Origin of the sequence: Buttiauxella gaviniae (assembly GCF_040786275.1) — a bacterium.
In the GTDB taxonomy this organism is placed as follows: domain Bacteria; phylum Pseudomonadota; class Gammaproteobacteria; order Enterobacterales; family Enterobacteriaceae; genus Buttiauxella; species Buttiauxella gaviniae_A.
The window spans coordinates 3109700-3128591 of record NZ_JBFMVT010000002.1; the positions used below are offsets into that span (position 1 = coordinate 3109700).

The following is an 18892-nucleotide window of genomic DNA, read 5'->3' on the forward strand; positions in this document are numbered from 1 at the left end:
TAAAAGACCTTTATTACAGATGCAGGCTACTTAGCGCTACCAGAAGGTAGGCTGCCAGGGTCACTATAATGGTAGAAATTACGATGCGTTGCTCTTTAATTTTGCTGTCAGACATGGGCATTCTCTCAATCAGCCATTCACAGACCGGGGTCATGGTCGTTAGAGACAAAATATCAACACGGAGTTGAAATTTCAACTTTATGTTGATATTTGCGGTATGCCATCTTTGATACCAACGAAATTCACTTCATCGCGTTGGCTCGGTTAGCTGACTCAAAATTCCGGTATTTGCCAGCAGGCTTAACCGGGCGGACTGCCACTCGGCAATGGCTTGAATGCGCTGCTGTTGGGCATCTGCCAGCGCCGACTGGGCGTTGAGCACTTCGAGAATATCCGCAACATCTTTATCGTAGCGGCGGCGTGATGAGTTAACGCTGGCCTGAGCGGCGTCGAGTAATTGCTGGCTTACGGTCAGCACGCCGAGGGCGGTTTTTGCATCGGCCCAGGCTTTCACCACGTCGGTGAGAATATGCTCGGTGGTATCCGCAAGCTGCGCCTCGCTCTGTTCGGCCTGGGCGCGCGCTTCGAGAATTTTGTAGTGGCGGCTAAAGCCATCAAACAAAGGGATCGAAACGGTCAGCCCGACCTCTTTTTCGGTCTGCTCTGAAGTGGATAAGCCCTGATTAGGGAAGCCGTTGCGTGAGATATGCGCCGTCATATCGACGGTCGGTAAACCCTCCGAGCGCACCTGAATGATTTTGTCTTTATCAGCCCGCCATTTTGCCCGCGCCTGCATAATCGCCGGATGGCGGGTTTGCGCCTCTTTCAGCCACTGGTCAAGATCGTGGATATCGGACGGGATCACCCGGTCGGGTTGGGCGGGTAAATGAATCGGCGTCGCAAGGTCGATGCCCATTTCCTGTTTCAGCAGCGCCAGGTTTTTCTGGTAATCACCACGGGCATGCATCGCATTAAGTTGCGCTTTGGCGAGCGCCGTCGCGGCCTGCAAGGTGTCATCCTGAGTGGTGGCGCCTTTGGCTTCGCGCCGCTCGGCAACGCTTAATGTCTGCTGCGCCAGGTCGGCTATCTGCAGACGGGCCTCCATTACCGCCTTGCTGGTCATCACTTCAAACCAGGCCTGAATCACCGAAGCCATGGTTTTTTGCAAGGCCGCGTCATGCCCGGCAATCGCGGCTAACAGCATCTGATTCGCTGCTTCGCGGTTAGCGGCACGCCCCCCGAAATCAAATAAGCGCCAGTTGAGCGAGCCGTAATACTGGTTGCCGATGCTGGTGGTGGTGGTTTGGGGATCAAAAACGGTGGCCGGGCGGGTGTTGGTGTCCCGCAGGCGGCTGACGGAGCCGGTAATCGTTGGCAGATAAGCGGCTCTGGCTTCACCCACCGCGCCGGTTTGCATTTTAATTTCTGCCCAGGTGGCGCGGATTTGCGGGTTGTTGCACAGCGCGGTATCGACAGCGTCCGTCAGCGCCAGGGGCTGAGTAAAGTCCACGGATGCGGAGCAACGGATGTGGCTGGCATCGGGCAGCGTTGCGCCGTTCTCTAATTGTACCGGGTGCGCTAATAACGGATCGTCCAGGAAACCTGTTTGCTCTTCAGCGTGAGCGGCAGGCTGGAGCCACAGCCCGAGCAGGCAGAGAGAGACTAAAACTTTGTTAGCGTTCATTCAGGCTCTCATGGGTGTGTTGAATCAGAGGCGAGAGGAAGTACTCAATCACCCGACGGCTACCGGTTTTGATTTCAATGGAGGCGCTCATGCCTGGCCGAAGCGCTGAGGGCTCGCCATCAATATCCATCGTTTTCTGATCCAGCCTGATGTGAATGGCGTACTGCGAGTTCTGCGCTTTGGGGGCGTTTTCGCCGTGGCTGGCAGGCGGGTTATCCCCCGAGTTGGCAGCCCCGGCATTCATCGCATCGCGTGAAACATAGGTCACTTCGCCCTGCATCATGCCGTATTTGGTGTAGTCGAACGCTTCGATTTTTACCGCGGCATGCTGGCCTTTATGCACGAAGCCGATGTCCTTGTTTTCCACCATCGCTTCGATCTCGACCTGATTTTGCTTCGGCACGATGACCATCAGCGGCTGCGCGGCCGTCACCACGCCACCGAGGGTATGCACCGCCAATTGTTGCACCGTGCCGTCAACCGGAGCAGTGAGTTGGAGTTGGGTTTTATGGGCGTCGGCTCGCTCGACATCCTGATGCGCTTCGGCCTGCTGGCGTAACCCTTCGTTAAGTTCGTCTTCGGTTTTCTTACGGGTTTCGGCGATGTACGCCTCGCGCTGGTGGCGGGCATCGGCGAGTTTGCCTTCCAGCTCTATTTTTTCCTGCTCTTTTTCCTGCCAGGAGCTGACCGATACATCATGGTTTTGCGCCAGATCTTTGTAGTTCTGCGCCCGCTCGCGAACCAGAGGCAATTGCAGGCTGTAGCGGTTAATTTCCCCGTCCAGATCCTGCAACCGGCTTTCCACACTCAGCCATTGGCTGGCAAGCTGGCGGCGGGCATCGGCGACTTTCTCTGCGGCGATGTTCCCGGCGTCGCTCAGTTCAGTAAATTTATTTGCTGAAAGGGAGGCCAGCAGGGCACGCGAGCGCGCCACCTGCAGGGCTGCGGTGTCCTGGCCTACTGCGGCACGCATTTTCTCGTGGTCAATAATTTGCGTATCAAGAACCAGCAGTGGGGCGCCTGCCCGCACGGTCTGCCCGTCTGTGACGTAGATTTGCGAGACGCGAGCGGTTTCCACGGAGGCGATGGTTTTGGCGTGGCTTGAGGGGATGATTTTCCCGCTGGCGGAAACAATAATGTCGACCTTGCCGAACACGGACCATAGCACCAGGAAAACGATGATCGCCATCAGCAGGCGTGCCGTCCAGCGGGCGGTGGGTGACACAGGAGCCAGTTGCAACGCCAGAGCCGCCGGGAAAAACTCCGCCTCTTCAGCTTTCAGCGCGGGCGGGGTGAGCGCATGGCGTTGTTTCCAGAAATAGGCAAAGTGCGAGCGGTAGCGTTTCACCAGTTCGCACCAGGCGGTGTGGCGTAATCTCAGGCTCATACGCAGACCTCTCTTACCGGGCCTTGTTGCAGGGCATACAAATGCGCATAGATGCCGTCAGCCTGGCGAACCAGGTCGTTATGATGGCCGACTTCGGCAATTTGCCCGCGCTCCATAACCACGATGCGGTTGGCTTCGCGCACCGCCGATAAACGGTGCGCAATGATTAGCACAGTGCGGCCTTCACAGATACGGCGCATATTGTCCTGAATGATTTTTTCGGATTCATAATCCAGGGCGCTGGTGGCCTCATCAAAAATCAAAATGCGTGGGTTCGAGATGAGGGCGCGGGCAATGGCGATGCGCTGGCGCTGCCCGCCAGACAGGCCGGTGCCATGTTCTCCGACCAGCGTGTCGTAACCTTCCGGCAGCTCGCAGATAAACTCATGCGCACCGGCAAGTTTCGCGGCTTCCATCACGGCTTCTATAGGCAGCGTTGGGTTCGTCAGGGCGATATTGGCGCGGATCGAGCGGTTAAACAGATTGTTCTCCTGCTGCACCACGCCGATCTGGTGTCGGAGCGAGGTGGTGTTGATGACCGCCAGATCGTGCCCGTCCAGCAGCACGCGGCCACGGTCGGGGATATACAGCCTTTGCACCAGTTTGGTCAGGGTACTTTTCCCGGAACCGGAACGCCCGACGATACCTATCACTTCCCCTGGTTTTATCGAAAGGCTTACCTGGCGCAACACTTCGGAAGCATCCGGGCGATAGCGGAACGTCACCTGGTCGAACTCAATGGCCCCGGACAGCCGCGGCAGCCGCGATTTCTGATCCACGACTTCTGGGTGGGTGTTCAAAATATCCCCAAGACGGCTCATGGAGATCCCCACCTGCTGAAAATCGTTCCATAACTGAGCGAGGCGCAAAATCGGCTGTGACACCTGGCCTGCGAGCATATTGAATGCCACCAGAGCCCCCACGGTCAGTTGGTTATCAATCACCAGAGTGGCGCCAGCCCACATAATGGCGGCGGTAACCAGTTTGCTGATCAGCGTAATGCCGCCGCTGGCGATGGTCGAAATATTGGTGGCTGACAGCCCGGAGGTGACGTAGCCCGCGAGTTGGTCGTCCCAGTTTTTTACCCAGCGTGGCTCCACCGCCATCGCTTTGACGGTGTCGATATTGCTGATGGTTTCCACGAGGAAGGACTGGTTTTCCGCCGATTTGTTGAATTTTTCATTCAGGCGGCGGCGCAGTACCGGGGTGAACACCACGGATAACAAAACATACAGCGGGATGGAGGCAATCACGATAAGCGTTAATTTCACGCTATAGCTGAACATCACCGCGAGAAAAACGAAGGAGAAGAGAATATCGAGCACCACCGTGATGGCATTGCCGGTCAGGAACGAACGGATATTTTCCAGCTCGCGCACTCGCGCTACCGAGTCCCCGACGCGGCGGCTCTGGAAATAAGCAATCGGCAGATTAAGCATATGGCGAAACAGGCGCGCGCCGAGTTCAACATCCAGTTTGCTGCTGGTATGGGCAAACACCCAGGTGCGAATGCCGCTTAATAAGGCTTCAAACAGGTTGGCGGCAACCAGACCAATGGCAACCACGTGTAGGGTTTTCATCGCATGGTTGACCAGGACTTTATCCATGACCACCTGAAAGAACAGCGGCGTGGCTAAGCCGATTAATTGCAGCACCAGGGAGATAAGCATGATCTCCCCTAAAATACGCCGGTATTTAATCAGGGCCGGAATAAACCAGGTGAAATCGAATTTGGCCAAGGCACCGCTGAAATTTACTTTGCTTGAGAAGTAAATAACGTCCCCGGTCCATACATCGGGTAATTCATCGATGGAAATAAATTCAGGCGGGCAGTTTTCATATTGAATCAGCAGGCGAGGTTTTACGAGATGAGTTTCATTCTTACTGCCTGGGTCATATTTCCCGAGGATAAAATATCGCCCGTCACGATGGCGTGCGACCGCCGGTAATGCGGCTTTATCCATTCGACGCGGGTCCTGGCGCACTACTTTAGTTTTAAGCCCTAACTCCTGCGCTGCCAATAATAGGGCTTGTTGGCCAAAAATGGGCTGCCCTTCAGGGGATATTTCAAGATGACCGGCAAATTTATGCTGAAGGTTTATTTTGTCGACAGCGATCTGGTGAAAGGCGCCAATGACCTGCAAACAGAAAAAACCGCTATCCATGGGATACCGCCGAAGGCAAAGAAGTCATATTTATTAACAAACCAGTCATTATCAAGGATATAAAATATGCGCGATTAAATATCACAGGCTCTGGGGGTTGTCAAAATGGTGTAGGCATTAAAAAATAAACAAAATTAGACATTTACGGGTTTTATTATGCTGCGCGAGTGTTGAAAAATGGTGCGTTACTTGTGTTCTTTCTGATAAATAAATAGTGGTTTTTTTAATTTTATTCTCATTAATTTGTCATAACAGATCAGAAAAAATACAAAGTTGTTTATTTTAGTAAATGCACGTTAATGCTTGTAAGTGTTGTCTTATTTTGAAATATCACTATTTGCTCTATTGTGTTGAAATTTTGATCAAAAATAAAAGCTGCTGGTAAAGATGTTGATTGATAATATTTATTTGAACTCATCTTTTTTCTTTCAATCAGTTAAAAGATGTGTGTCGGATTAATCTTTAACTATTTGCCATGCGTTTTATATGCAGATGGTTATTCACTTCTAATAAATATTATCCATTCCGGTAAGAGGTTCTGCTGTGCCTGATTCCATACAAAATATTCCCCCCATGCCCGACCTAAATTCGATTGGTTCATGGAGCAAATCTGATTACGAACGACTGACCGCTGATTTCGTCAGTACCATGACGGCGGACCAAATTCACGCCATGAATCATACTTCGTGGATGCCGGATGCCGCAGCGGCTGGATTTACACCTGAAATGGTGGCGAGCATTAATATCAGTATGTACTGGTTCGGTGCTGGATGGCTGAATAACCTCAGTACAGAGGCAATACAAGGGTTGACACAAACGCAAATGGCGGAGCTGACCGCGAATACGCTTTGCGGCCTGGATGCTAAACATTTATCCGCCCTGCAACCTGAACAAGTCTCGGCGATTAAGGCGAGTTTTTACTGGTTTAACGAAGAGTGGTTAAACAACCTGACGATTCCGGCCTTGCAGGCGATTACGCCCGCTCAGTTGAACGGGCTGACCGGAGCCAATCTTTCTAAGCTCGATAGTGCCCATGCGGCTGCACTGACGGCGACGCAAATGGCAAGCTGGATCACGACCTATTATTGGTTCTCTTCAACCTTCATTAACAATCTTAATACCCAGACTTTCCAGGCGATTACCGCCGCCCATCTGAATGAGCTTACTGGCGCGAACTTTAGCGCGCTGGATAAAACGCACATTGCCAGCCTTACCCTTGAAACCCTCGGTGGCCTGAATGACTCGCATCTTTCGGCATTATCCGCAGAACAGGTCAGTGCCATTACCCACCTTGAGGCATTGAGCAGTGCGCAGTTTGGGTTGTTAAACATTTCAGGATTGCCGGCTTCGACGCTGAAAAACCTGACGGAAAGTGAATACTCCGCCCTGACGGCCAGCCAGCTTGAAGCGATAAGCGCGGATAAATTTGCGGGGCTTAATCTTTCCGGGCTTTCAACCTCTGCTATTGGCTCAATGAGCAAGGCGGTTTACCAGAAGCTAACCCCTCAGCAGATTGCGACATTAAGCCCGGAGCAAATCCATGCGATGGCCCACACTTCGTGGATGTCCGATGCGACCGCCAGCGCTTTCACGCCAGAACAGGTGCAAAACATCAGTATCGGGATGAACTGGTTCAGCGCGGAGTGGTTTAACAACCTGAGCATTGCAACATTCCAGGCGATGACACCTGCGCAGGTGGGCCAGCTTTCCTCGCAGACGGTCGCGGCGCTGGATAACGAGCATTTGCACGCCCTGACCGCAGATCAGGTCTGTAGCATGAATAGCTTCGGTAAACTGAGCAGCGCGCAATTTGGCCTGTTAGATATTTCCCGAATGCCAACGTCAGTCATTGGTAATTTTAGTGATACCCAATATAAAGGCCTGACGGCAAATCAAATTGCCACGTTAAGCGCTGAGCAAATTAATGCGATGGGCCATGCGGGATGGATGACTGATGATGCCGCTTCCGGCTTTACGGCCGATCAGATTAAGAATTGCACTCAGAACTTTTACTGGTTCTCGCCTGGCTGGTTTAACCACCTGACTAAAGAAGCCTTCCAGGCCATAAAGCCTGAGAGTATGAGCCATATATTCCTCGATGCATTTAATGGTCTGGACGCCGAGCGCCGGGCTCAATTAACCGCGGATCAGGTTGGCGGGATTACCTATAACTTCTACTTCTTCTCTTCCGTCTGGTTTAACAGTCTAAGCCCGGATGCGGTGAAAGGGATTACGGCCGATCAGCTTGGCCATATTCAGACTGACAATTTCACACACTGGGATAACGACCATTTGGCGGCGTTAACGGCTGCACAAGTCGCAGTCGCTCCGCATCTGAACGCTTTGACGAGTGAACAGTTCGGGCATTTAGATATTTCCCAGCTCTCCGTTTCGTCTATCACGCAATTATCTAAAACGGAATATCAGGGGCTGACTGCACAGCAAATTGCCTCATTAAGCGCTGAACAAATTCAGGCTTTGCAGCACCTCAGTTGGATCTCACCGGCTGCGACCCAGGGTTTTTCTGCCACGCAGATGCAAGCCTTTGGCAATGATTTATCCGGTTTTTCAGGCACATTCCTTAACAACCTGAGCCTGGATGCCTTCCATGCATTAACCGCGGGGCAGTTGACGACTCTTAACCCCGTTGCGTTTGTCAGTCTGGATTACCGGCACTTCCTGGCCTTAAACAATTTCTCTGATTTGGTTGGCCTGGTGTCGTCGTTGACTACAGACCAGTTGTTAACGCTTTCCCCGATGCTCTCTCCCGAGCAAAAGGCTCTGCTGCCGGAAGGCCAGCAGGCGTTAATTAACAAATCTGTGGAGGCGGGGTTCTCACTGGTTGATAGCGTGCACGACCCGATACTGAAAAATAGCCTGCATAACGTCGTGACCAACGATCTTTCAGTGTTCAGCTTTACGACGATCGAGTCCGCTCTTAAAGATTTAGCCTCTCAGTTAACGGGTGACCTCACCGAAAGCCAGTACAACGATATAAAAAATTATGTGCAGGAAATTGGCAATGTCTGCGGGACTGACTCGGCCATCTATTCCCTGGTGAATGGCATGATTGGCACGAATGGCGCATCCGTTTACTGGAGTGCGACCGGTGACGGGGAGCGAATTGGCAGCCTGAATGTAGGTTCGTCAGCGGTGCAATTTAACCAGCTAATTTCTAACTGGTTTGATGGCGCGAACGACCCGAAATCTTCCTCAGCCGATCATGTTGATGGGCGTCCGGTGTTCGCTAAAGGTGGCCCGACAATTAATGATATTCAGCAGGGCGGGGTTGGAGATTGTTCGCTCCTGTCGGCGCTTCAGGCGGTCGTGGACGCTTCCCCTGATTTTATCAAATCAATGATTGTTCAGAACCCGAACGATACCTACAGCGTGCGTTTCTTCAAAGACGGCGTGGCGCATTGGGTGACTGTCGATGGCAATGCTTATAGCAGTGGCACAAGTTCAGCCACCTCGAGTTGGGCGGCGATTGTCGAACGCGCGAACGTTGATTTTGAAGCGACGTATTTGAATGAAACGAATGATTACTCAAGTCTGCCGGGTGGCTACGATAAACTTGAGGAGATCACGGGTGATAACTACACCACATTCAGAGCGTTATATACCACCGAGGACAAATGGAACACCACGGATTATGAGCTGTTGAAAACCGCGGTGCTCAACGGGCAACCGGTGCAATTTTCCAGTTGGGAGAGTTCAAAAAATGCGACTACCGGGCAAACCAACTTTGTCAGTGGACACGCATTTGCGATCATCGGTTTTGATGACGTAACGAATGATTTTATTCTTTCCAACCCATGGGGCGCGTTCCGGAATGACAATGTTCAGGGAACATTTGAAGCGTCAATGGACCAAATGTGGCAGGGCGGTAATTTCAGCACGGGGATTTCCATCGTCAATTCAAATGGAGCACCTGACGCTGCCGGGCAGCTTGTTCACGCCATGGCGGCGGTGAATCCGTCACCTTCCGCAGCACTCGATACCCGCGCATTGGCACTCAATGTGAATAACGGCAATCTCGCGGCTTCGCACGCTTAATCGCTAAGGCTTAATATCCCTGCTCGTTTGAGCGGGGATATTATTAATTCAGGCTTGGTGCCCCAGCGTTACTAATTGAATCGATAATTTTTCATAGCTATCATTTTTCATAACTATCAACGCATTGAAGGCCCGATCCAAACGAGGTTATACAGAGGAAATTGTGTAAAAAAGCACATTTTTCACGATTGCCATTATATTGACGTACTGATAATGTGGTTAATTATGCATTTAAAGTACACATTTCCGCAGTGAGTTTTTAAGCAAGTCTTTCGCCCATTCCGTGTGTCAAACGTGCTTTTTTTAGACTGTTTAGATGAATGAAAAAAATACAAAAACTAAATACAGTCCATTCAGAGATACCATGAGCAATCCCTTAGTCAGACCCATTATCATCAATCCTTATGCACGTTTATTTATCTCACTACTTTTATTCATTGTTCTCATCAGTTCCGGTCTCTCGTTACTCCACTACCAGTTTGTAAAAACGATGAAGGCAAGCACTTCTGATTTAGCGAATCAGTTAATCAATAAAACTGAAAATATTCTTGTTCATTCAGAAAACACCTCTCTTTTGATCAGCGATCTGCTGGGTAAGCCCTGCACTAAAAAGATGATCGAAAAGATGCAAAATGTGGTGGCTGAGGGGCTTTATCTGCGTAATACCAGTGTTTTTCGGGACGGGAAAATTTACTGCTCATCAGCACCGGAGGTGGTGGGCATGCCAATCCGTACTGCTGATAAATTTTACACACGCCATATACTGTTATTTACCGATCGTTTCGTCACGAAAGGGGTGCCGTTATTTGCTCTTCGTATCGATAGAAATAATCTGGGTATTGTCACGATTATAGATGGTCGTTACGTGCAAAATATGCTGGAAATAATGAATAACAGGGCGGGTAAATTAGTTTCGTACTTAAAAGTCGGCGATAGCTGGATTGAAGGAAGTGGAGAAGTGCATAACACAATTTTACCGGAGCTTAATTTTGTCACCTCATTGCAGGGGCGCAGAATGCCGGTGAATATTATTGTGGGTGTTAAAGGTTCGTCCTTATGGAAGCAATTCTGGTCCGAATATTGGTTCGTAATAAGCAGCGTTGCCCTGGCAAGCCTACTGTGCGCAATATTTATATATCAAATTTTATCGCGCCCCTACAAGACAAAAACAGTACTTCGCAAGGCATTAAAAAGAAATGAATTTATGCCATGGCTACAGGGTGTTGTAGATAAAAACGGCAAAATTTGTGGGGCTGAAGTATTGATGCGCTGGCAAAACAGAGACAATAAAATCATCAGCCCGGATATCTTTATCCCTGCCGCAGAGGAGAGTGGCCTGATCGTGCCGATGACCTCTTCTTTATTGCAGCCATTACAGCATTTCTTATTACAAAATCTGGAGGCTCTTCCTGCGGATTTTGTTCTCAGTATCAATATCAGTAAGTTTCATTTTCAAGATATGAGGCTTGCAGAAGAGTGCCGTAACTTCCTGAATCCCTTCCCTGAAAAGGCTATTTCACTCTGTCTGGAAATAACGGAGCGGGAACTGATTGAGCAAACCCCACTGACGGATGAGCTTTTAAAGCAGTTACATAATATGGGCGTTAAAATAGCCATTGATGATTTTGGTACCGGCCATGCTTCATTTAACTATTTGAAAGCCTTTAAAGTCGATTTTCTTAAAATCGATCGCTCATATATTAATACTATTGGTACGCCATCGGTTTCCGCTTCTTTAGTCGATATTATTATCAATATGGCAAAAAAACTGGAAATAGATGTGGTTGCCGAGGGTGTTGAAAATAAAGAGCAGGCTGATTATGTGATAAAACACAGCGTGAATAAGCTACAGGGCTTTTACTACCACAAGCCGGTTCCTTTATTGAAGTTCGGTGAATTACTCAATAACGATTTGTAACGCCTCAATAAATCGGTCATGTCATGCCCGGCTGGAAGCGTTTGCAAACTGGGGGCAGAGCCCCGTTCACCGGCGAGCACCGACCTCTGATTGCCAGTAAAGAGGCTTACCGAAGACGTCAATATAGTAATCTATAACCGCCCTGACGCTCAGAGGCGGGTGCCGCGCGTTGGGATAGATCGCCGCAATGTTCTGTGGCTCCGTCTTGATGGAGGTGTCCATATCAGGCAGGAGTTCAACCAACTCGCCGCTTTGTAACCGCTCCCCAATTAACCAGTCCGGAAAAAGTACGATGCCCATGCCGCCCAATGCCGCGATAAGCAGCGTTTCTGCATTGTTGGATAACATCAGCGGCGAAACAGGATAGTGAACCCACTCCCGGCCAGGCTGTCGCGCCAACCAACGATTAGGGCCAGAAGATCCTCGATAGACAAGGCATTTGTGGCGATTAAGGTCGTCCGGACTCTCAGGCGTACCATGCTTACGGAGATACTCTGGAGATGCCGCGAGGTGATAAAACTGCTGCCCGAACACGCGCGCGTGAAAAGAGGAGTCAGTAAGCATACCGATGCGAAAGATCACATCGGCTGCATCTCTGTGGGGATCGATATAATCATCGGTTAACGTAAGGTCGATACTGAGCCGGGAATGACGTTCTGCCAGGCCGGGAAGAGCGGGTGCTACGTGCCTTTGCCCGAAAAACACCGGAGCGTTGATTCGGATTAAGCCGGAAGGCTCCAGCGATCTCTCATCCAGCTCCCGTCGTGCGTCCTCAAGATTACTCGCCATCGCCCGGGCATGCCGGATAAAGAGATGGCCACTCTCCGTTGGGATGATGGCCCGCGTGTTGCGGTAAAAAAACTGCTGACCGAGTGCATCTTCAAGCTGATGAATGACGCGTGAAACCTGCGAGGCTGAAATTCCCTCCCGGCGGGCAACCACGGAAAAATTCTGCGTTTCGTACACATCAATAAAGATAAGCAGCGAGCGAATACTCATGTTTCTGATGTCATACATTGATGCATATCCTGCACAGGTGTTTCTTACATTATGGCATTTTTTTCATATAAGAATCTGCGTAGTCTTCCCCGCCTGAATAACGAAGAGTGTTAGCTATGCAACTTATATTGATTTTAATGGTTATCGCTGGAGGCATGGGGCTGTCCGTAGAAGCAGGGTTGCTGGGGCCGCTGGGCGGGAAGGTCGGTGATTTATGGGCAACGTTCAGCGTCTTTGGGGTGGGGGCGGGACTGACATTTCTCCTGATGCTGTTTTTCAGCCCGCGCAACAGCCCGTCATTTTTTTCACAACCCTCATGGCAGTTGTCAGGAGGCGTACTCGGCCCTATTTACGTCATCATTTTAACCGTTGTCACCCCCGCGATTGGTATCGCCATGACGATGATTGGCATCCTTGCAGGACAGGTATTTAAAAGCCTGATTATTGACCACTTTGGCCTGCTGGGTACGCCACAGCGGAAAATTGACAGCAAACGCATCATCGCGCTGGTTTTCATCATTGCGGCGCTGGTTCTGGTTGCACAAGGGTAAGGTAACAATATGACAATAATAATGATTCTTTTAGCGGTGATGGGCGGAGCCACGTTGAGTATTCAGGCCGCCATCAACGGGCAATTGGGCAGCAAAGTCGGGGTGTTCAAAAGTGCGTTCCTGACGTTTTCCGTCGGGGCATTGGTTACGGGTCTGCTGATCTTCTTCTTTGAGCCTAAACATGCACTCACCCTGATGGATGTCCCGAAATGGCAACTGCTGGGGGCCATGTTCGGCGTGCCGTACATCGTTATCATGGTCCTGGCGGTGCAGCGTATTGGCACGGCGGTCGCCACGGTCGCGGTGATTTTCGGTCAGTTAACCATGAGTATGCTTATCGATAATTTTGGCTGGCTGGGAAATGAGCCGATACCGTTTTCGATGAGCCGCCTCGGCGCCATCGTCTGCCTGGGTATCGCGCTGTTCTTTATCTACTCCAGCAGCCGAACGATAGCCGCAAAGGAAAAGACGTTTGGTCAGGCAGCCATAAAGGACTAGAACATCTTTTTGTTGGATACCGGGCCGCTAAGAGAGAGCAGATCTCGATCCGTTCACCATGAATTATTTTGCCAGAGCGCTAACATTGACAGGATAGAATTTTGTCCAGTTATAGTTGCTTCTGGCTAATATCAATTCACCCGAAACATCTCCGAAATTAATCGCTTTGTGCGTAGAAAAAAAATCGCGCAGCACGACGGGTAAGTATGCCGCTCTGTAACGCAAAAGGGTGCTGTGCCAGAACGGTGCTGGTATGGCCTGGCCGGCGTGACGTTGTAGCAGCTCATTTTTCCATTCAGACGCTAAAATTTCCTCACAGAATGACTGGCGCATGGCAATCGCTGGGTCATCGGGGATACCCGCAAGTAATAACTGGCTGGGTAATGCAACCAGCCGTAGCTGCCTGATAACAATGTGTTTTGCCTGGTATCGACGCCAGAGGCCTGTCAGGTGCTTCACTTTAGCGGGGAGTGGCCCGCTTTCCTCGTATATCGGTAGGGTCAGGGGCAAGAAGGTAAAATGGAAACCACTGGCAGGAAGAATATCGGCAAGCCCGTCATTCCCCATAAGCTGTTCTAATTTGCGAATTAGATTTGCGATGGGGTAGGGCATATGCGGTTGTATGCCTGTTGCAAGTGCAAACTTGACAGGATCGTAGTCACTCTCTTTTTTGATTTCGCCAATGTCAGGGTTTTCCCGCCAGACCGCACGTGTTTTCTGATTAGCAGAATGGTATTCGCTTTGTAGACTGATGGCGTTCATGACAGACCTACTGATATGTATTTGAGTACAGGTTTTAATATTAAATCACGTTATGGGAACGGGGCGGGTCCTAAAAAAATAGCCTCGTAAATATCAAACGCGATGAGACCGTGTATTCAGGTGGATTCTCAACTTATCTTGTCGATCAACCGCGTCGGGGCGGGGTATTTTAAATACGTTCAGTTCTCTCACGACAAAGATGCACTCAATCAGTATTTCCGCCAGATGACTCCGAATACAGGGCCATTTGATATCAATGTTATTTCTGATGCCATGTCTGCCGTAGTGGATAAATCCGGCCCGGCTGTGACGGTTATGCATCTCCCTGAAATAGGGATTAAAGGAAATACCCACTTCCCGCTTTCTGATTTAAATAATGTGCAGATGGCAGGTTTAGTCAGTAAATTCCTGAAGGAAAAAGATTTGCAGTAGAAAAACGTAGTATTGAGCCTTCAGTGTTGAGCGCTCAAAACAATCATCAGCTTTATAAAAATAAAGCGGCCTAATCCTGGCGAAACGCTGCTGAACGTGACGGTCTGGTTTGAGGGAGGAGCGGACATGAAGTGAGGAATGACAAACCCAATAGTCAAATGGTTGTATGGTGCAACTATTATTTTTGGGTTAAGTAAATGACTTCAGAATTACAGACCATAAAAAACATACGCGCGGCTTCACGTTTAATGGTGCGTGAACTGGGCTTCATGAACCAAAATCTAGCTGCAACTAATTATCCCCCCTCAGCTGTCCACTCTATGCTTGAAGTTGAAACTCATGGGGCAATGACAGCCGCTCAACTGGTGCAAATTTTGGGACTGGAGAAGTCCAGCGTCAGCCGTATGCTCGCTAAACTTGTCGAGGCCGGAGAACTTGAAGAAACCCCTTCCGTTAACGATGCCAGGACGAAGCTATAAGTCTCACCGGTAAGGGTCGAGAGACAGTACAGAACATAAACGCTTACGCTGACCAACGGGTAGCCGCAGCACTCGGTAAGCTTGATCCGTCTACCCAAGTGGCTGTATCAAAGAACCTTTCTTCATATGCCATTGCGTTGAAAGCCTGTTGCGAAAACTCAGTAGAAAAAGTGCAGAACAACTTCAAAATAGTCTCTGGTTATCATGCAGGTATGATTGGCCGTATTACTGATATGCATGGCAGCTATTACGCCAGAGAGTATGACTTGGGCAATTTTTTTGAAGCGAAGGTTGCAGCAGGGCTTGCTGATTTTTCGGGGCGATTAGATAAGCCATGTAATCAGATCTGGCTGGCAATGGTGAACGAGCGCATAGTCGACTCAGTTGCTATTGACGGTGAGGATCTGGGAAATAATGAGGCGCATCTGCGCTGGTTCATCCTTGACGATGGCTGTCGTGGCAGTGGACTGGGCAGAAAACTCATTGTAGAAGCAATGCGTTTTTGTGATGAGCAGAAGTTCACTTCGGTACAATTATGGACGTTTAATAAACTTATCGCGGCAAGACGATTGTACGAATCATTCGGATTTGAATTGTCGAAAGAATGGGAAGGCGATCAGTGGGGCAGTACCATTACTGAGCAACAATTTACTCGAAAAATTAACTAAACATCGCTAACCAATTACTCTTTTGGACGTGATGTTTTTGCGGAATTGTTTCGACTAGTCACTCATTCCAAACTGGTCATGTCCGTTCCTGGTACTAACGTGCCTCTCGAAAATCTTGGGCTGCTTTGAGCGAGGAGCGGATATTAACATATTTGTCCCGGTAACCAAATGTAGTGCGCCATTACAAGTCTGGTACTTTCCTAGGCTAAATTCCATAACCTTTGATCCCCCATTTTGCACTTCAATGCTACTCATAGTCTGTAGACTTATTGTCATCTTTTAGATGTAATCGATTGTTATGAAAAAGAATGATTATCAAGTTTGTTTTGGTTTAGCTGTCAGAAAGCAACGAAACAATCGGAACTTAACACAAGAAGAACTTGCAAGCTTATGTGACTTGGACAGGACTTACATAGGTAGTATAGAGCGTGGAGAAAGAAACGTCAGCCTAGTAAATATCCATAAGATTGCCTCAGCTTTAGATATAGAAGTTAAGGAACTTTTTGAATGAATTACACTCAGTTGAAACAAGATATTTTTGCCTATTTTCACTCAAATTTAACGGTTATCACCAGAAATATACAAGCTCAAAATATTCCACATGGTGGAAAGTCAACACTTATAAATCAAGCGGTTGAAAGTGTGAAAAATGACTTAGGAAATATATTACCCATTCAATATTCACATTTAGATCGTTCAAAATTATTTATGCTTCTCCAATATTGTTATTCAGTTATGAGCTTTGAATATCGGAATGTCGTTTGGCCATATGAGTATATGGCATTTTCACGACGGAATGGAGAGTTGTGGGAGCGTTTTTGTAAAGCTGCATGGGATCATTCTCTATTGCCAAATCTATATCGTATTTCAGCACCAAGTTTCCATGAGGTTAGAAATAGCTTTAGAGACCGCATAATAAATTACACCCAAGGGAATCAATATCAACACCATATCGTAAATGATGTAGATAGTGTTTTTGAACTTGTAGGTGAGATTAATATGATTGAAGATGAAATGTTCAATCTAAATGGACGAAATCATATTATAGACTTTAAAAGTGGCTTTGGTTCTAATGAAAAAGGAAATACACTTCGTTTGATTGCCGTCGGACGAGCTTACAAACATTGGGACCCAAATGTCAATTTACTATTTCTTGTTAGACAAAACGAAAATAATAACTATTTAGAGACTATTCGCAGAAGTAACCTTTGGGAAGTTCATTGTGGGGATGCCGCTTATAGAAAAATCGATGAACTGACAAATGCAGGGATATGCGAAATTAGACGAGAAGCCATTGATTTTAGGAATGACCTATCGCCTAACTTTTGGAACTACTTAGTTAATAACAATCTAGCTCATTATTTAGATTGGTAATATTAAAAAGGTGCATATAGTGCACTTTTTTAAAAGACTGAGGAAATAAAATCATTTCTTTTGTCTTCTGTTTTTTCCCATCCTTGCACTTTCGCTAACTCGACTATTTTGCTTGCTTCTAACAGCTCAGCTTCGGTCAACTTAGGAACGTTAATTCTCTTCAAATAGTTTGCGGAGTTATTAGCCCCTGGTGATACTAGGGACTTTTGTTCTGTTGCAAATGGGTGATTTAGGTAAATCAATAAAAAATCATGGTAGCTTGCACTTTTAGCGAAAACACCAACAACACCTTGGTCAAAAATGCAGTTATCCATTTCTGAGGCTGTTAACCTTCCAGAGGTAACCATAGGTATAGCAAGTCCCTTTTTAAAATAAAAATCTTTGTTTTGAAGCCGAGCCTTCTTATCTTTATAATAATACGCGACAGCTTCATGATCCCATCGAATACAGCTATTTGTATCTTCAAAGATATTTCTATGCCCTCCTCGAAAAAAAGGCACATAAGCGATATCTGAATCTATACCATGTTCCTTCTCAAACTCAGTTGGAGTTATATTTACTAGGCTCCAATCAACAGGGTGACCATTGATTCTTTTAGGAGGATTTTCGGAGTCATATCCACAAAATCTTTGGTTATCTCCTGTATAAATTCCTGTTTTGCACTCAGCAATCTCACCCAGAGTTACAGTTTCGCGAGATATCTTAATTAATTCAAATAATTTTGGATTAATCCAAGCTTTGTCCACGTTATTAATAAAATAATCACCACGAACAATAGTATGATCCGTTTCTAGCAATTGTAAGAGAGGTTGGTTTGAGTCAATTGCATCGATCCAATTAACTTCGCTATCAGCACTAAGGGTGGCCACATTACCAGCGATAATGCACATGTTACAGTAACCGAAGTTAACAGAGCCGAATCGCTTGCTTTTAAACTGAATGATATGACTTGGTTTAGCTGATTCAAGTATAAAATGTCTCATAGACCTCAAATGCGTGCTCGTAAGGAAGGTATCAGGGATAATGAAAACATATCGCCCTCCTTTTTTTAATTTCTGCAAAGTAAAATAGAAGAATAAGGCATAAGATTCTTTAGCATACACATCAGGGAATGCTTTTTTTATCAGTTTTCTATACTCTTGTGAGAATTTTAAACCGTAAGGTGGGTTGCAAATAGTTGAATCATATTCAGTATTAGGCAATACAATTTTACGATTATTTGGTTGAACAAAATAATCGATGAAATCGGCGTGAAAATAATTACAGTTTTGTATCTTTAAGTCATTTAAAAAATGATTTTCATCAATATCAATAGCATCAATATTTTTAGGATTTCCGATTAGGTTTTTTATAAATGCACCCTCGCCGAAGCAAGGTTCAATAATATTTTGATTAGACACATCCCCCAACAAAGTAATCATTGTATTTCTAAGGTCATGGGCGTCTGTAAAAAAACCTTGAAAAGATTTATCCGTAATATGTTGGTGCATTTTTATCGCTCAATCTTAAGTGTGCTACTTTTAGTCGTCATTTTACTGTGTTTTTTATAACTTTCAAGTTTATGATAACTTGGTTACTTTATGCTGCGTATTTCAACCCCGCGAGTACCCCACACTGGAACAGGCCCTTCTCAAGCTGTACTAGCAGTATTTGTATCTGTTGATTTTAGTATGACGCTACTTTGACAATGCCGTATCCCTTGGCGATTTCACCGCGACTCAAGCTGCCGCGAAAAACAATCTGGCGGTAGTCTTTGTCTGTTCGATCCGCAGACCACGCGATAAATTCCTCACCGCTTTTTCTCCAGAGTATGATCTTTGGTAGTCATAAAACCCATCATCATATGCTCATACCCACCAATAGTGGACACGGGCTAAGTGAGTAAACTCTTAACTAGAGGTACTCATGACAAAACTAGT

At 47.6% G+C, this 18892-nt stretch carries 12 protein-coding genes and 2 pseudogenes; 8 read left to right on the forward strand and 6 right to left on the reverse strand.

What is annotated here, in order from left to right; all coding sequences use genetic code 11:
• Positions 1 to 247: 247 nt before the first annotated feature.
• Genes AB1E22_RS15025 through AB1E22_RS15035 form a run of 3 tightly spaced genes read right to left on the reverse strand, consistent with a single transcriptional unit; the run spans position 248 to position 5236 of the window.
• Positions 248 to 1684, reverse strand: coding sequence for a TolC family protein (locus AB1E22_RS15025; RefSeq protein WP_367596040.1), 1437 nt, complete (start codon positions 1682 to 1684; stop codon positions 248 to 250).
• Positions 1674 to 3071 (reverse strand): HlyD family type I secretion periplasmic adaptor subunit, encoded by a 1398-nt coding sequence (locus AB1E22_RS15030; RefSeq protein ID WP_367596041.1) that lies wholly within the window; start codon positions 3069 to 3071, stop codon positions 1674 to 1676. Before AB1E22_RS15030 ends, AB1E22_RS15025 begins: the two co-directional genes overlap by 11 nt.
• Positions 3068 to 5236 (reverse strand): type I secretion system permease/ATPase, encoded by a 2169-nt coding sequence (locus AB1E22_RS15035; protein WP_367596042.1) that lies wholly within the window; start codon positions 5234 to 5236, stop codon positions 3068 to 3070. The genes AB1E22_RS15030 and AB1E22_RS15035 overlap by 4 nt, the downstream gene beginning before the upstream one ends.
• A gap of 573 nt (positions 5237 to 5809) precedes the next feature.
• Between AB1E22_RS15035 and AB1E22_RS15040 the strand changes: the two genes are divergently transcribed.
• Complete coding sequence (locus AB1E22_RS15040; protein WP_367596043.1) at positions 5810 to 9292, forward strand: C2 family cysteine protease; 3483 nt, start codon at positions 5810 to 5812, stop codon at positions 9290 to 9292.
• Positions 9293 to 9656: 364 nt separating this feature from the next.
• Complete coding sequence (locus tag AB1E22_RS15045) at positions 9657 to 11210, forward strand: EAL domain-containing protein (RefSeq protein ID WP_367596044.1); 1554 nt, start codon at positions 9657 to 9659, stop codon at positions 11208 to 11210.
• A 66-nt stretch (positions 11211 to 11276) separates the two neighbouring features.
• On the opposite strand, the gene AB1E22_RS15050 is transcribed toward AB1E22_RS15045, so the two are convergent.
• Positions 11277 to 12227 carry a LysR family transcriptional regulator gene (locus tag AB1E22_RS15050; RefSeq protein WP_367596045.1) on the reverse strand — a complete coding sequence of 317 codons (951 nt, stop codon included), beginning with the start codon at positions 12225 to 12227 and terminating at the stop codon, positions 11277 to 11279.
• 98 nt (positions 12228 to 12325) lie between these two features.
• On the opposite strand from AB1E22_RS15050, the gene AB1E22_RS15055 reads away from it, so the two are divergent.
• Together AB1E22_RS15055 and AB1E22_RS15060 are read left to right on the forward strand one after the other, a co-directional pair.
• Entirely contained in the window at positions 12326 to 12760 is a 435-nt protein-coding gene (locus AB1E22_RS15055) for a DMT family transporter (protein WP_367596046.1), read from the forward strand.
• 9 nt (positions 12761 to 12769) lie between these two features.
• Positions 12770 to 13258: a DMT family transporter gene (locus AB1E22_RS15060; protein ID WP_367596047.1), complete on the forward strand. Its 489-nt coding sequence runs from the start codon at positions 12770 to 12772 to the stop codon at positions 13256 to 13258.
• Between the two features lie 63 nt (positions 13259 to 13321).
• On the opposite strand, the gene AB1E22_RS15065 is transcribed toward AB1E22_RS15060, so the two are convergent.
• Complete coding sequence (locus AB1E22_RS15065) at positions 13322 to 14020, reverse strand: hypothetical protein (protein ID WP_367596048.1); 699 nt, start codon at positions 14018 to 14020, stop codon at positions 13322 to 13324.
• Positions 14021 to 14142: 122 nt separating this feature from the next.
• On the opposite strand from AB1E22_RS15065, the pseudogene AB1E22_RS15070 reads away from it, so the two are divergent.
• The 4 genes and pseudogenes from AB1E22_RS15070 to AB1E22_RS15085 form a co-directional block, all read left to right on the forward strand.
• Positions 14143 to 14452: pseudogene (locus AB1E22_RS15070) on the forward strand (hypothetical protein); the annotation flags it as partial.
• A 197-nt stretch (positions 14453 to 14649) separates the two neighbouring features.
• Positions 14650 to 15599 (forward strand): annotated as a pseudogene (locus tag AB1E22_RS15075) (bifunctional helix-turn-helix transcriptional regulator/GNAT family N-acetyltransferase).
• A 298-nt stretch (positions 15600 to 15897) separates the two neighbouring features.
• Positions 15898 to 16110 carry a helix-turn-helix domain-containing protein gene (locus tag AB1E22_RS15080; RefSeq protein ID WP_367596049.1) on the forward strand — a complete coding sequence of 71 codons (213 nt, stop codon included), beginning with the start codon at positions 15898 to 15900 and terminating at the stop codon, positions 16108 to 16110.
• On the forward strand, positions 16107 to 16973 hold the full coding sequence (locus AB1E22_RS15085; RefSeq protein WP_367596050.1) for a hypothetical protein: 867 nt from the start codon (positions 16107 to 16109) through the stop codon (positions 16971 to 16973). The genes AB1E22_RS15080 and AB1E22_RS15085 overlap by 4 nt, the downstream gene beginning before the upstream one ends.
• A 29-nt stretch (positions 16974 to 17002) precedes the next feature.
• Here AB1E22_RS15085 and AB1E22_RS15090 read toward each other — a convergent pair whose 3' ends face one another.
• A complete protein-coding gene (locus AB1E22_RS15090) occupies positions 17003 to 18463 on the reverse strand; it encodes an Eco57I restriction-modification methylase domain-containing protein (RefSeq protein ID WP_367596051.1) in 1461 nt (486 codons plus the stop codon).
• Between the last annotated feature and the right edge of the window lie 429 nt (positions 18464 to 18892).

Excerpts from the sequence above, each read along its gene's own strand:
- AB1E22_RS15085 (WP_367596050.1), top strand. The coding sequence starts at position 16,107 with ATGAATTACACTCAGTTGAAACAAGATATTTTTGCCTATTTTCACTCA.
- AB1E22_RS15035 (WP_367596042.1), bottom strand. The coding sequence starts at position 5,236 with ATGGATAGCGGTTTTTTCTGTTTGCAGGTCATTGGCGCCTTTCACCAG.
- AB1E22_RS15050 (WP_367596045.1), bottom strand. The coding sequence starts at position 12,227 with ATGTATGACATCAGAAACATGAGTATTCGCTCGCTGCTTATCTTTATT.
- AB1E22_RS15055 (WP_367596046.1), top strand. The coding sequence starts at position 12,326 with ATGCAACTTATATTGATTTTAATGGTTATCGCTGGAGGCATGGGGCTG.
- AB1E22_RS15090 (WP_367596051.1), bottom strand. The coding sequence starts at position 18,463 with ATGCACCAACATATTACGGATAAATCTTTTCAAGGTTTTTTTACAGAC.
- AB1E22_RS15065 (WP_367596048.1), bottom strand. The coding sequence starts at position 14,020 with ATGAACGCCATCAGTCTACAAAGCGAATACCATTCTGCTAATCAGAAA.
- AB1E22_RS15060 (WP_367596047.1), top strand. The coding sequence starts at position 12,770 with ATGACAATAATAATGATTCTTTTAGCGGTGATGGGCGGAGCCACGTTG.
- AB1E22_RS15045 (WP_367596044.1), top strand. The coding sequence starts at position 9,657 with ATGAGCAATCCCTTAGTCAGACCCATTATCATCAATCCTTATGCACGT.
- AB1E22_RS15025 (WP_367596040.1), bottom strand. The coding sequence starts at position 1,684 with ATGAACGCTAACAAAGTTTTAGTCTCTCTCTGCCTGCTCGGGCTGTGG.
- AB1E22_RS15030 (WP_367596041.1), bottom strand. The coding sequence starts at position 3,071 with ATGAGCCTGAGATTACGCCACACCGCCTGGTGCGAACTGGTGAAACGC.
- AB1E22_RS15040 (WP_367596043.1), top strand. The coding sequence starts at position 5,810 with ATGCCCGACCTAAATTCGATTGGTTCATGGAGCAAATCTGATTACGAA.
- AB1E22_RS15080 (WP_367596049.1), top strand. The coding sequence starts at position 15,898 with ATGAAAAAGAATGATTATCAAGTTTGTTTTGGTTTAGCTGTCAGAAAG.